Origin of the sequence: Nesterenkonia haasae (genome assembly GCF_010119385.1) — a bacterium.
Lineage (GTDB): Bacteria > Actinomycetota > Actinomycetes > Actinomycetales > Micrococcaceae > Nesterenkonia > Nesterenkonia haasae.
Window position 1 is genome coordinate 619,066 of sequence record NZ_VFIE01000017.1, and the last position, 13,363, is coordinate 632,428.

General features: G+C 61.5%; 9 protein-coding genes. 5 read left to right on the top strand and 4 right to left on the bottom strand.

Annotated elements, in window-relative coordinates; genetic code table 11:
* On the bottom strand, positions 1 to 1,240 hold a 1,240-nt coding region (locus FH975_RS02970; protein ID WP_202922952.1), incomplete at its 3' end, for an asparagine synthase-related protein.
* 50 nt (positions 1,241 to 1,290) lie between these two features.
* The gene (locus FH975_RS02975; protein ID WP_162319950.1) at positions 1,291 to 2,493 is read right to left on the bottom strand and encodes a glycosyltransferase; all 1,203 of its coding nucleotides are present in this window, start codon (positions 2,491 to 2,493) and stop codon (positions 1,291 to 1,293) included.
* A gap of 41 nt (positions 2,494 to 2,534) precedes the next feature.
* Between FH975_RS02975 and FH975_RS02980 the strand changes: the two genes are divergently transcribed.
* The 5 genes from FH975_RS02980 (at position 2,535) to FH975_RS03000 (ending at position 9,282) form a co-directional block, all read left to right on the top strand.
* On the top strand, positions 2,535 to 3,650 hold the full coding sequence (locus FH975_RS02980; protein ID WP_162319951.1) for a hypothetical protein: 1,116 nt from the start codon (positions 2,535 to 2,537) through the stop codon (positions 3,648 to 3,650).
* A 64-nt stretch (positions 3,651 to 3,714) separates the two neighbouring features.
* Positions 3,715 to 5,076, top strand: a complete 1,362-nt coding sequence (locus tag FH975_RS02985; protein ID WP_162319952.1) for a glycosyltransferase — start codon at positions 3,715 to 3,717, stop codon at positions 5,074 to 5,076.
* Positions 5,073 to 6,704: a glycosyl hydrolase family 28-related protein gene (locus FH975_RS02990; protein WP_162319953.1), complete on the top strand. Its 1,632-nt coding sequence runs from the start codon at positions 5,073 to 5,075 to the stop codon at positions 6,702 to 6,704. The genes FH975_RS02985 and FH975_RS02990 overlap by 4 nt, the downstream gene beginning before the upstream one ends.
* Positions 6,701 to 7,951 carry a glycosyltransferase gene (locus FH975_RS02995; RefSeq protein WP_162319954.1) on the top strand — a complete coding sequence of 417 codons (1,251 nt, stop codon included), beginning with the start codon at positions 6,701 to 6,703 and terminating at the stop codon, positions 7,949 to 7,951. The genes FH975_RS02990 and FH975_RS02995 overlap by 4 nt, the downstream gene beginning before the upstream one ends.
* Positions 7,948 to 9,282, top strand: a complete 1,335-nt coding sequence (locus tag FH975_RS03000; protein ID WP_162319955.1) for a polysaccharide pyruvyl transferase family protein — start codon at positions 7,948 to 7,950, stop codon at positions 9,280 to 9,282. The genes FH975_RS02995 and FH975_RS03000 overlap by 4 nt, the downstream gene beginning before the upstream one ends.
* Here the strand turns inward: FH975_RS03000 and FH975_RS03005 are convergent.
* Together FH975_RS03005 and FH975_RS03010 are read right to left on the bottom strand one after the other, a co-directional pair.
* The gene (locus tag FH975_RS03005; protein WP_162319956.1) at positions 9,276 to 10,532 is read right to left on the bottom strand and encodes an ATP-grasp fold amidoligase family protein; all 1,257 of its coding nucleotides are present in this window, start codon (positions 10,530 to 10,532) and stop codon (positions 9,276 to 9,278) included. The genes FH975_RS03000 and FH975_RS03005 overlap by 7 nt on opposite strands.
* Positions 10,529 to 13,360 (bottom strand): glycosyltransferase family 2 protein, encoded by a 2,832-nt coding sequence (locus FH975_RS03010; RefSeq protein WP_162319957.1) that lies wholly within the window; start codon positions 13,358 to 13,360, stop codon positions 10,529 to 10,531. The genes FH975_RS03005 and FH975_RS03010 overlap by 4 nt, the downstream gene beginning before the upstream one ends.
* Between the last annotated feature and the right edge of the window lie 3 nt (positions 13,361 to 13,363).

Here is a 13,363-nt window from a genome sequence, read left to right on the forward strand (position 1 = left end):
CCTTGGCTGGCGCCGGAGCAATCCCGGGGACTGTTCGCAGCAGATACGAGGTGAGGGTATGGGCGTTAGGGTGATCGGCGTACCGTTCGGCAGTGACTCGCGCCCCGCTGTAGGCTCGCTCCTCCACATAGGCGGCAGCCCCACCCTGCAGAATCTTGTGCGCCTCCGTCAGGTACCGGGAACGGGCCTGGACTCGGCTGAGCATCAGTTCATGTCTGCTGGCCTGTGAGGCGTCGACGGGGTCAGCGAATCCACCGCCGAGCAGGACTCCTCCACCGATACCATCGAATATGGCGCCCGGGCTTTTCCGTAGTTCTCGGACCACCGGCATCAACCAGAAATGAAAGGAAGCTTGGTAGTCCACAGCCTCGGCATAGTCGGCGAAATCTTGTCCGAATTGGTCGTACCGGCCGGTGATGATGCGGTGATCAACGCCAAGGGTCTCAGCCACCTGCGAGGCGACGAGCTCCTCAAGGGCCGATCCAGCATCCGAACTGGTCGACCACGCCGTGAGGCTCTTCCGGTCCGGGCTCTCCCGAGCGGCTAGCGCAGTCAGCATCCGGGAGTCTCGGCCACCGGAGAGCATGGGGTTGGCCGCAGCTCCGGAGTGGACTCCGCTGAGGTGGGGCCGCATGTGATCAGCCATCGCCTCGATGGTCTCCCTGGTCACCTCATCCACGTTCGATCCACTCTGCGGGGTGTAGTCTTCCCACGGCCAGTGCTGCTGCTTCAGGTGCACAGCGCCGGAATCGGTGACCTCGGCGTATTCCATGGGCATCAGCCGGCGGATCTCAGTGAAGGTGGTTCGGCCAGACAGTGGAGCGCCGAACGCCAGGATCTCGCTCCATGCCTGCCAGTCGGGGGTCAACGCCTCTGCGGTGTCGACTAACCAGCGCAGCCTCGTGGAGAAGAACACTGCGGAGTCGGCGGTATGGACGTAGAGCACCTGGCATCCAGAGACGCTTCCGTGCACTAGGCCCGTTCCGCGAGCATTGCTGCGCAGTCCACAGGCGTCGGCTTCCCGAGCGGTTCGGTCCCATGGCTGTTCCAGAAGCTCCGAATCGATCTGCCCTGCAGCGTTCCATGCAGCGGCCATGGTGCGCTCAGTCCGACTGACAGCAGACGCAGCGGTCACTCTCAGTGTCAAGCCCGGCACCAGGTAAGAGGGCTCCCAGGACACGCCCTCGCCTTCAGCGAGTTCCGCCATGCGATCTGCACGCTGCCGGTGAGCTTCGGTCATGCGTCCGAGTACACCGCACACCGCGGTGGGCTGCAGCCTCGGCGGCGCCGTCACGGAGTCACGCCCAACGACCGCAGGCGCTCCAGGTGTCTTCCCGGCCCATGATCGACAGCGAACTGCTGACCTCGGCGTGACTGTTCGAGAAACGCATCCCGGTCCATCCAATACTGATCAATCAGGCCAGTCACCTCACCCGGCTCGGCATATACCGCCGCCGCACCGAAAATCTCTTCCAGATAGTGCGGCAGCACCACCAGACAACCGGCGGCGAGCGCTTCCATGATGGCCCTCCCGAACGCCTCCTTCCAACCGGGGTGGTGCATGTAGACCCAGAAGTCGATCCGCTGGAGAAATTCGTCCGGAGCCTCCGATCCGAAAGGTTGGACATGCCATGTGCCCGGAACCTCGCCGAGAATCTCCTCCGGAACTGCAGCGCCTCCGAGGACCTCCACCTGGTAGTGGGTGCTTTCCGGGTACGCAGCCCGAATGTCCCTAGCAGTAGCGGGCCATTTCTCTTTATCCGGCCGGGAATGCCGTCCGATCACCGGTCGCTCAGTGACGAATCCTGTCCGCGGGGTGGTGACGACCTCATGACCAAAAATATTGGCCCAGTCCTGGTCGGTGAGGTTAACATCAGGGGCTTTCTGCGCCAGAATGCTCGCCCGCACGACCGGGCTGATGGGCGCCCACTCGGCCTGCACGCCGAACTTCTCGAAAGCTTTATCACCTACGCCCCTGACGGAGTAGTGCCAGGTTTCATCCGCGTCGATCGCGGGATGGTTCGCCACGATCACCATCCGATCGGTCGATATCTTTCCGAACTTGGCGGCACTGGTGCCGATGACGGTGGGGTGTCGAATCACCACGACTCCAACATCCAGCTCGGCTCGTGGGGAGACAATGTGGACACCAGGGAGTCCCATCACCGACTGGATATGGCGGCTGAACCCGGTGACCGTGGTGGTGACCGCAGACTGGGCGTGGATAAGAGCGGTGGTGAGTCCTGCGGCAGACTGAGCCCGCACCTCTTCAGCGATCGAAGCTGTTGTGCCTCCACGGAGTCGGAAATCAGAGACTATTGCCACATCAACCCGCCGTACGGGGTCCTCGCCGGCGCGCTGCAACTGGGCAGCCAATGTGCTGACCTCACCTGAGAGCTCGGCCACTTGTGTGTGTAGCGCCTCACGTTCCGCTCCGGTGACCCTCCGGCGGAGACGACCCAGTGTGCGGCGCAGATCCGTGGTTCGGTTCATCAACGCCACTGTATCGCCTCAGACGCGTTAAGCTGTGGATCGTGCCTGCGCTGACAACTGTGCCCGATGCTGACCGCCCAATCGGCAAGTTCATTGTGGACTCCGTGCTCCCACGGTGGGACAGCATCAACACGTTCAGGCACGCGTTCCCCCACAGCCGCATGATGACAGTGATGCTCCAGCGCCGACGAGTCCACGTCCACCAGTTCAAGGGAATCGTTGCAGCGTTTCTCTACAACGGGGACATTGTGGGCGGACGCACCGGACGATTGACCACATTGGTCAGCGACCAGGCTCTGGAAGCCTGCAACTCCAAAAGCTTGGCACGTGAGTACTTCACCGCCGCCGAGGTTCCCGTTCCGCGGGGGCAGGTGTTCACCAGCGACCAGCAGAAGGCAGCCGCGGCCTTCGTGTCCAAGCCAGGACCCTGGGTTCTGAAGCCAGACGAGGGACGGCATGGTCGAGGGGTTCGCTTCGGCGTAACTGAGGAGACGTTGGACACATCCTGGACCGCGACTCTGAGCTCAATCCCGCGGACCGCCGAGGGCCCCAAGCAGCTCCTCATTGATCAGTTCCGGGACGCCTTGTGCTTGCGCTTCTATGTGGTCGGCAGCGCCGTCCAAGCAGTAGCCGTGCGTGTCCCGGCATTCGTGGTGGGCGACGGAACACGCCCGATCAGCACGCTGCTGACAGAGTCTTTTGCCGCTAGGGAAGCACATCCCCTGCTGCGCAAAACTCTGCCGCAGATTGGCGACAACTTGCTTAACTCCACGGACTGGTCTCTAGACCAGGTTCCAGCCGCCGGAGAGCTGGCGCTGCTGGGAACTGACGGCTCCATGACCAGGGGCGGTGTACCCGTGGACGTCACTGACGAGGTCAGCTCCGAGCTCAACGACCTGGCGGTCCGCGCGGCCGATTCGATCCCCGGCTTAGTAGCGGCAGGTATAGACATCCTCGCCCCCGAGCTCAACAGCGCCCAGGACGCAGTAGTCCTCGACGCCGATGCCTGGGCCAACACTACGATCCACAGGTATCCCGCGCTGGGCCGTCCGCGGCGCGCCGGTGCAACGGCCGTCGCCGAGCACATCAGGCTTCGGGCCGCGCACTGGGACAAACCGGCCTTGCCTCCCGAGCCGCAGGATCCAGACGACGACTAGCGTCACACAGGCCCGTCGCTGCGGATGGTTAGACTCACATCTAAGTGCAATGAAAGCGAGATTCATGAACGCACTATCCACTATCGGGCAACGTGCCCGGCGCGTTGCCCAGCGGGCCAGGCAGGCCATCCGAGGATCGGAAAACCAGGCGGCCCCGTCTCTCAGCGCAGAACGCGCCTCGAGGGTGCTGTTCGTCGGGCATACCCGCTTCAGCGTTCACCAATACGGTTCCCGCTACTTCAATGCCACCAGAGACGGTGATGCCGGAGCCGGATTCAGCGAAGAGCAGTACACCCAGTGGCTCTACAGTGACGAACGGATGGATCCCCGGACTGAGATCTTCACCACGCTCAGCCTCCCGCAGCTTGCGCAGGCCGCTGAGGACTTCAATGTGGTCCACTACGTCTCCTACTCGCCCTCACTTCCACAGAAGCACAAAAATGCACTGCGCCAGGCCGCACGCAGCTACGAATTTCTTGAACTCAACGAAACCAACAAAACAGTGTCGTCAACACCTACCAAGAACCTCATCCGCAAAGCCGCGCACAAACATCACCTCAGCTCCGGGCCCATCGGCGTCTACCGGCTCGATGACGATGACGTCCTCTCGGTGAACTACTTTCACCTCATGGCTCCATATGTCAGAAGCAGCCACATTGGCTGGTGGGTCTCCCAGGGGTTAGGTATCGCCGCAGTGCGATTAGGGGATGACTTTGTCTACGCCCGGGACTACTACTACCCCAAAAGTGCCTTCGGCCCACTGTGCATCGCAGGTTACGACAACGGAGAAGTGAGCCACACCCAGGCCCCAAAGCACACAGTCATGGACCACACCAACCCCACCATCCTTGATTCCCGTGAGCCTGCCTATTTCCATATTCGTCACCGGGGACAGGACAGCACCCTGGGAGGAAAACCTCTCCCCTTCTATCCGGAGGCCATGATGCGCATCCGCAGCGAGGGGCCAGCGGATCTTGAACGGGTCCGCACATTGTTCCCGCTGGTCGCCGACCGGTTGCGCCTGACACCAGGGAAAGCCGATAACGCCGTCACCCTTGAACCAACTGCGCTCAGCGCCAACAGCGAACCGGTGCACCATTCCTGGGACCAACCCGGGGCTCTCGCCCTCCGTGTGGAGCTCCCCGACCGCGGAAAGCTTGCCCCGCGCCAGCTCAGGGTGAGTTTCTCCACCACCGAAGAAGCGCACTGCGAGTACTCGAAGGCCCAGGAACGCGAGTTCTTCGCCGCTGCCAACGTCCAGTCAGATGACGCGGGCTACTCCGCGTGGGTCCCCCACCAGAGCACTGGGCTAGGTCACATCCTTGTCCTCGAACCGCCCCAAGGTGTTCGCATCACGAGCTTGAGACTGCACGCTGACCAGCAAGAGCCGCTCACCATCCAGCAGGCGACCGCCTACCCGCTATGACCTTCGGACCGCTGCATCAGCTCAGGGCACATCTCCAGAGACTCTTCCACAAGCAGGACACTTCCCTGGCCGCTCAGCTGTGGCGTGATTACACAGCTCATCCCTCCAAACATCCGCGCATTCCCAACGTCTCCTACGCTGGATATCAGATGGGGAACCAGCCCATCCCCAACCGCGCCGGCCCGCTGTTTCGCGTTGAAGAGTTCGGTGCTCACCCTGACACATCAAGCGAATGCGATGAAGCAGTGGCTGCGGCCGTCCACGCGGCAGAAGAGGCCGGCGGCGGCGTCGTGCTCTTCCCGGAAGGAATCTTCTACTTTTCCTCCGTGATCTGGGTTCACGCATCCAATGTCGTGATCCGCGGGGCGGGCCAGGGCAAGACCACCCTGTACTTCACTCAGCCGCTTGAGGCGGCTTACCGCCACTCACGTATGGGCGAATGGTCCTGGACCGGGGGCCTGGTATGGTTCCTGCCCCGCGAGCTCCGACACGAACTCGAAACCTCCGACTGGGCGTGGGGAACCAATGAAGGGTGGACCGGCAACCGCGAACTGGCGAAACTGACCCAGCCTGTCGTTCGCGGAACCCGGCGTATACACCTCACCGACACCATGGAGATCCTTCCCGGTGATGAGATCATCCTCACCCTCACCAATACACCCGATAACAGCTTGCTCTCGCACCTATGCGGAGATCTGCCACCAGGAAGCTATGACTTCGCCCAGCTGGCCAGCTCACTGCACAAACAGAAGAACTACCGGCAGTTGCGCTGGCCTGTGCGAGTCGAAGCGGTGGAGGAGAACTCCCTGATCCTCGCCCAGCCCACAAAAGTCGATCTGCGACTCGAATGGGACCCTACCGTCACATCCCTCGGCCCGCATGTGCGGGAATCCGGAATCGAAGACTGCACGATCCGCATGCACCCCTCGGCGCAGCAGCCGCACAACCAGGACCACGGGTTCAACGGCCCCCACTTCCAGGCAGCGCTGGACTGCTGGGCCCGCCGGGTCGAGGTCATCGACGCTGACAACGGCTTCGGCTTCACCTCAGCCAAAGGGATCACCCTGCACCAAGTCGCCGTCAGTGGCCGGGCAAGACACCACAGCTTTATCTGCAGAGAACAGAGCCATGACTGCCTGGTTCACGAGTTCTCCATCGCCGCAGCGACCACCGCATTGGCCGCCCAGGCGCTCACTCACGGGCTCAACGTGGAAGGTTACTCCTCTGGAAATGTGTGGTCGGAGGGTGAGATGGAAGGCACATTCGATTCCCACCGGCGAGTTCCTTTCGAAAATGTCCGCACCTGCATCAGACTGACAAACACCGGTTCGCTGGGTGGGGCCAAGAAGGCCGGACCCCACTGGGGGGCCCGCTTCGTCCACTGGAATGTGGAAGTGACCAATAAGCGCGCCTTCGCTGTCCGCCTTGAACACCATGCCCCTTACAGCGCGATGGTGGGTGTCACCGGACCGAGCAAACCGCATCCCAAACCCAGTGAATTCTCCGGCGACCTACACTCAATCCTTGCTGATGTCGGGACCACCGTTTCGCCCCGGAATCTCTATCTCGCCCAACTGAAGCATCGGTTGGAGTCGTCGGCAGCACGTACGCGGAAGGAACAGCTGTGAGCACTCTCTTCATCGGATATACGAGGTTCAGCGTGCACCAATACGAATCGGGGAGCTTCAAAGCGACCAGCACAGCAGGTGGTTTTTCTGAGACTGAGTACACCGAGTGGCTCTACGACTCAGACCGGCTCGACACACGAACAGCCATCTTCGTGGACGAGAGCCTCCCGCAGCTGGCGCAGGCTTCGAAGAAGTGCGATCTGGTCCACATCGTCGCGATCTCCCCTTCCCTGCCTGAGAAGTACAAGGCCACGCTGCAGGAAGCCCGCTCGCGCTACCCCTTCCTGCGAATCCACGAAACCAAACAGCGCGCCGCACCGAGCCACCCCAACCTTCCGCTGGTGAAAACCATGCTCACAAAACGCGGCTTAGCCGGCCAGGTGTTCGGCATGTACCGGCTCGACGATGACGATCTTCTGCCGATCGACTATTTCGAGCGAATGATTCCCTACGTCACCGGTGAGCACGTCGGTTATCGGGTGTCCCTGCCCCAGGGCATCGGAACCATCCGCGCGCAGAACGGTTACGTGCTGCCGTGGACGTTCTACGAGGCGAAATCCTCCGCCGGGTTCCTCAGCGTCCACCGGTTCTCCCCGGACGGCCAAAAGATCTTCGGCCTCGAAGCCAGACACCACGTGAAGGGCCACCACAAAGCCGACCGCAACTTCCCTGTGATCCTAGATGGCCGCCAGCCAGGATTCTTCCGCGTCCGGCATCAGACCCAGGACAGCACCCTGACCACCTCGGCCGGGGCATTCTTCACCCGTGTAGTGGAGCAGGCCACCGGCCGTCCTACCGCAACCCACGACGCCGTCGCCTCCGCTTTCCCCCACATCGCTGACCGGGTCTGTGACTCCGCTGAACATCTCCACGGGACAGCCAGTCTGACCGCTGAGCCGATATCGCTGGCCAGCTGCGACCTTGCCGTCAGCTGTGACTACCGGCTTCCGATGCTGCTGAGCGGCGGCTTGGCCCGCTCTGCTGCAACACCAGCCATCCAGCTGCGGCTGACACTGGAGGAGGTTCCAGATGAGAGCGCTGTGGCGTTCTTCCGTGAGGCAGGTTTCACCGTGGACTCCCAAAATAAGTTCGAACGAGCGCTGCGGTGGGCAGATCAGAAGATCACCGACGTGCTAGAACCTCCCCCGGGCACTGCCATCACCCGTCTTGAACTCTCCAGTTCTGATGATGTAACACTCACCTCGTTGTTTGCTGCGCCCCTGAAAACAGTCGGTGCATCAACATGAGGCCGGATCCTGAGCGCTACATCCTGAAACGGTTGGGCGGGCGCAGTCTGCGCAACCGCAAAGCGCGGCTACTGCTTGGCCCGCCCACGTTGAATGCGCATTCGATCACCTGGCACATCACGACGGCCGTGGGACAGGTTGACCTGGTGGCACGTCTGTCGGAGGGTCGCCTCAGACTGGAGTGCACCAGTGGCGATCCATTGGTAGCCCGATCTTTGCGGGCCATGCTGATCACCAAAGCGACATTGGTCGCCGAGCCCGAGGAGCACCATGTGCTCACTGAGATTTCCGCAGAATCCAGGGGTGCAACCGGACGCTTCGTACACCACGCCATGGTCTGGGCTCAGGACGTGACGTCGATGGCTCAGCGCCAACAGCAGGTCCACAGTGGCTCTAAGTCACTGCAACACATCGTCGCGCAGGGCATTTGGTACGACCGGCGCCCCAATTTTGGTGACGCAGTCGGCCCGTGGCTAGTCGCAGCTCTTACCGGTAAGGACGTCGTCAATGTCCGGCGCACCCGGGAGACTCCTACCAAAGCCCGGGGCCGCGCCACGCTTCTCGTAGGGTCGATCATCCAGATGCTCAACCGGAACAATGTGGACATCTGGGGCAGTGGGCTGATGCGCGAGTTGTCCGAAGAGCAGGTTGCGGCGTTCTCCCGGTTGCAGAACATTCGTGTACGAGCTGTTCGGGGTGAGCTGACCGCCGCTGAGCTGCGGGAGAAACTCGGCTGGGAGGTTCCAGACATATACGGCGACCCGGCGCTGCTGCTGCCACGACACTTTCCTGTCGCGGCCCGCGGACACCACATCGCCGTAGTGCCGCATTTGAAGCACCGAGCTGTGATGCGAGATATTGCCAACCGGACGTTGATCCTGGCAGATGTTCGTGAAGACTTAGAGACGGTGGTCACTCAGATCGCATCAGCTCAGGCATGCATCTCCACATCCCTCCACGGCATCATCGTGGCGCAGGCATATGGCGTGCCGTGGGTGTGGCTCAATGTCACCGATTCACCGGTGGACGGACGCGACTTCAAGTTTGATGATTTCTTCACCACGATCGATGCCTCGGCCGTTTCGCGTCAGGATGTTCCGCTCGGCGCGGTGGCTAGTCTAGATTTCGCCGAGTTGGCAAAGAAGGCGACGCTGCCCGAACTCAGAACGGACCTCAACACACTAGAGTCTGCCCTTCCGGTGCGTCGGACGGCTGCCCGGGCTGGCGGACCGGAGCCGACCCGCAGCCAGCGCAGCACGATCACAGTCAAAATAGCTCGTCGTCTGCGGCGAGCCAGTTCAGGGCTCTTCCGACGGACGCGTAGTCAGTAGCACCACTCGTCGCAGCTCTGGCGGGGGCGGCTCCACATTGGAGGATTCTCTTTCCCCGGCTGGGTGAACTGGTCGTACCACCAGGTGTACTTTTGCCGTCCGTAGAGGGAGCCGTAGGGCCGGCCTGCGGCAAGATCCTGTTCCAGTCGCGCTTGGGCCTTAACCCATTCGAGGCCCATGTATGCGTCATGCTCAGCGCGGTATCTCTGCCGCCCACCGGGTGTTGGGGTCAGTTCTCCAAGGACAAGTCCGCGCGGTGTGTGATAGAGATCCACTCGTACGAATGGCATACCTACCGCTCGTGAAAGGTACTGGGCCGTCTCCGTGATGTGGTCCATGTTCTCAGGTGTCGGGATGTCGGGGTTCCAGGTGCCCATTTCGGCGACTCTGCCTAGATCCTCGCCGTTGGCACCGAGGTAGCGGCGAGTGTAGGACCGGCGGTCCATGGAGCCCTCTCCTCCGGCCTGCATCAGCAGAATCTGCAGCACCTCTCCGTAGGCGGTGTAGACCTTGATGTCCTCGGGTATTACCGCTCCAGAGGTTCCTTCAAGGAGTTCTTCAGCAAAGTAGGGACCGTGCCACTGACTAAAGCGCTCAAGAATCTCAGGTGGAGGCGCATCGTCCTGGAACTGGATAGTTCCGTCCAACGTTTCCCAGCCGTCGGGTGTGCGCTGCAGAATGAAGACACCATGACCGCTGTGTCCACCATCAGACTTCAACACAAGTTTGTCCGTGGCCAGTGAGCTGAGGCGAATGTCCTCCGCGTGTTCCCACACCCGGTAGACCTCAGGCACGCCGATCCCGTGGCTCTGAGCCAGGGAGTAGTTGCGCAACTTATAAGGCATCTGCCACAGGGACAGTCCGTCGGGGGCAGAAGCAGCGAATCGCTGCTCGTACAGTTCACGGTAGGCCACCAGCAGCGTCAGAAATGATGGTTTGTCCAACCGGCTCCGCGATCGCCGGAGATCTGCCTCCAAGCGCTGGATGTGCTCTTGGAGCTTATGAAGCTCGAGGTCCTTGGTGCGGATGGCATCGAGTTTCTGACGCTCGAGAAACTCGCTCCGCTCCCGGAATGTCTCTACTCGACGCAGCGCCCGATTCAGCCGGTCTTCCAATCGCGCCCGTTGTTCCTCACTCCAACGGATCTTGCCCGCTGATCGGCGAGCTTCCAGCTCAAGTTCTTTGATTCGCCGATCCCGGGACGCGACTGGGGGAAGCCGCCGCACCATTCGCGCCCCCACCTGCTTCATCCCGCGGGCTCCAGTTCGGGGACGTCTTCGGAAGAAGGCTGCCGCAGACGAGCCAGGTACAGCTCAGCAGAACGCTTCTTTCGGAGAAACTGCACTCCATGCTGCTGTTGGGCGATGTAGCGTTCGGGGTCTTCCCACAGCGACGTCAGTATCCGACGAACATCTTTGGGTTCGGCGTAGACGGCGGCCTCACCGTAGGCCTGGCGGTATTCTGGGGCGAGTATCACCACCACCCCCGCCTTGAGAGCGGCCAGAACGCTGGGCTCCACCGACTCATGCCATGGCTGGTTGTCGAAACAGACAAGGAAATCCAAAGCGCCGAGATAGTCCGCGAAGGCCTCCTCACCCGGTGTTTCAACATGCCACGACGGAGGTGCTCCTTCTGCGCCGATGACACCATGCTGACGCAGCGCCTGAACGTTGGACCGCAGTTCTATCCGCACACTTCCGTTACTGGGATATATCTGAGAGCGCAGGGTCCTGCTCGGCCAATGGGACTCGGTTTCACTCACCGGACGTCCGATTACCGGCACCGCCGTCACGTCATGCGGCTCAGGCCGCAGCTCACCGACGTGAGCAACCACCGAAACCCAGTCGTAGTCCAAAAGCTCCTGCGCCGGCAACTGCCCGGAGAGATAGCTGCGGGCCAGAGCTGATTGAGGAGCCCACATGGGCGACTGGCCGAACGCCGCCACACAGTTCCGGCTGACCTGATCCATAGAGTAATACCTATCGTCACTGTGCATCGCTGCGGGCAGCTGATTCGCGACCACCACGATCCGGCCTGCTTCAATGTTGGAGACCGTCCCGGTGTCCAGCTGCATCACTGTCGGCCAGTGGATGACCATCAGCGGGGTCTTCGCCTGCCGGTCCAACGTCAACCAGTCGATGCGCCCAGCGAGGAAGAGCCGCTCAAGCTCGGGCACCAGCCGTCTCTTCGCCGCCGAGGGCACAAGACCGTTCTGCAGAGCGATCAGCCCTACTCGCATCCCTCCCTGCAGGGCGGCTTCGATCTCCTGAACCAGGCCGAGTGTGTTGCCGCCGAGCACCCCACACTCTGACAGGAAGATGACGTCGTACTCCGGGATATACGTCTTGTCACGTCCCGGTAGGAAGGACGGAGGCGCCACGAAGGGACGCTTCTCCGGGTTCTTCGACATGTAAGGGCTGGCTCCGGCGCTGATGCTCTGATGCCACGCCCCGTATGCCCGCTGGTAAATTTCCCGATCCGGATGGCGGTAGCCCAAACCGAAGTCATTCGACGTCAGGTTGTCCTCACCGAGCAGGGAGAAAGCCATCGGCACCGGATCCTCAGCGACCAGTTTGGTGTTGAAGACCAGTTCGAATCGCTTCTTGTACTCGTTGTCAGCCGATTTGCGCACCGCATCCCAGTAGCCGAGCTTCTCCTTGACAGTCTCCCGGCGGAACATGATGCAGGCGAAGCTGGGATGAATCACGCGGTCAGGGCCCCAGCGAACCTGGAACTTTACGTTCTCGTCGACCCTCACCCACTGCACAATATTGGCGTGCTTGTCCCGGTGTTTGATCAGGTCCCGCACTTGGCGCTCGATACGTTGAGGGTGGTGCCAATCATCTTTGTCAGCGACCGTCACGAACTCCCCGGTGGCGAGATCGAAAGCGTCATTGCGGACCGCGTACGCTCCACGGTTCTGTTCGCAGAACACCAAACGGATGCGGTTGTCCCGGGCTGCCCAGCCTTCAAGCTGGGCACGGTATGGGGTGGGGTTGCCGAGTTCGTCTGCCTCCGGAGAGGCGTCATCTATGATGATGATCTCCAGGTTTCTCCAGGATTGGTCCAGCAGCGACTGGACTGCCACGTCAGTTGCAGCGTTCGGCTCATAGATGGGCATGATGACCGAGACCAGCGGCAGGTCATCGCCTGGGGCTGAGGGAGCCGCACAGCGAATCTGATAGAACGACGGCGCCTGTGGGTCTTCAAAGACCGGCGGCACCAACCCGTGCCCACTGAACTCCTCCCCAAGTTGAGCCAACCACTGGCCCGCCTGATGACGTTGCCCGGTGAGATTCGGATTCACCGTATTCAGGCGCAGGTACCGCTGCGAGTACTCGCGATCCGGATCGGGGTCCTGATAATTGAGCACCTCAGCTGCGCGGGAGTGTTCACCGTTCCAGCTGAGCAGATCTGCGTAGTGCGAGCGGTCAACACCTTCGCTGAAGACTCGCAGGCCGAATATCTCCTCAGCGAAACTGTAGAGCGACAGGCAGCTGAAGAGGTCCCGGTTGTCTAAACGCTGACTGTAAAGCACCCGCGCCAGCGAGAGGTACGCCGGAGCCCACAGCAGTTGCTGAAGAAGTGCCCTGCGCTGCAGATCAGTGGAGCGGAAGCGCAAGGATTCGATCTCACGTACCAGGGACCTGTAGTCGTACGCTCCGGATGTTGCGCTCAGGGCCAACACATCCCGGGCACCGGTGAGGCGGGTTTCACGAGCGAGGGCGGCGAACCACTGAAGTCTGCCGCCGCGGCGAAGCTCCTTCGCCCACTGCAGCAGCGTCGGGTCGTGACCTTGCAGCGGCACCTGCTCGGCGGCACCTCTGGGAACCTCGGCTGGGGCCGGCAAATCGAAGGTATTGCCGAAGAGTCGCCGTCTGGCGTCCTCATTGCCATAGATCACGACACAGAGGGTCCCGACGACCAGAGCCGTCAGACACCCCAGTGCTAATCCATATATCTGGAGAAACGCTGCCGCTACGGCAAGCAGGGAAATGAGTGCCGCGAGCGCCAGTGCCGCCTTGTGAAGACGACTCAGCTTCCGCACTTCCCGCTTCACCTTTTCAATTGTGCTCACGGC

Excerpts from the sequence above, each read along its gene's own strand:
- FH975_RS02975 (WP_162319950.1), bottom strand. The coding sequence starts at position 2,493 with ATGAACCGAACCACGGATCTGCGCCGCACACTGGGTCGTCTCCGCCGG.
- FH975_RS02985 (WP_162319952.1), top strand. The coding sequence starts at position 3,715 with ATGAACGCACTATCCACTATCGGGCAACGTGCCCGGCGCGTTGCCCAG.
- FH975_RS02990 (WP_162319953.1), top strand. The coding sequence starts at position 5,073 with ATGACCTTCGGACCGCTGCATCAGCTCAGGGCACATCTCCAGAGACTC.
- FH975_RS03000 (WP_162319955.1), top strand. The coding sequence starts at position 7,948 with ATGAGGCCGGATCCTGAGCGCTACATCCTGAAACGGTTGGGCGGGCGC.
- FH975_RS03005 (WP_162319956.1), bottom strand. The coding sequence starts at position 10,532 with ATGAAGCAGGTGGGGGCGCGAATGGTGCGGCGGCTTCCCCCAGTCGCG.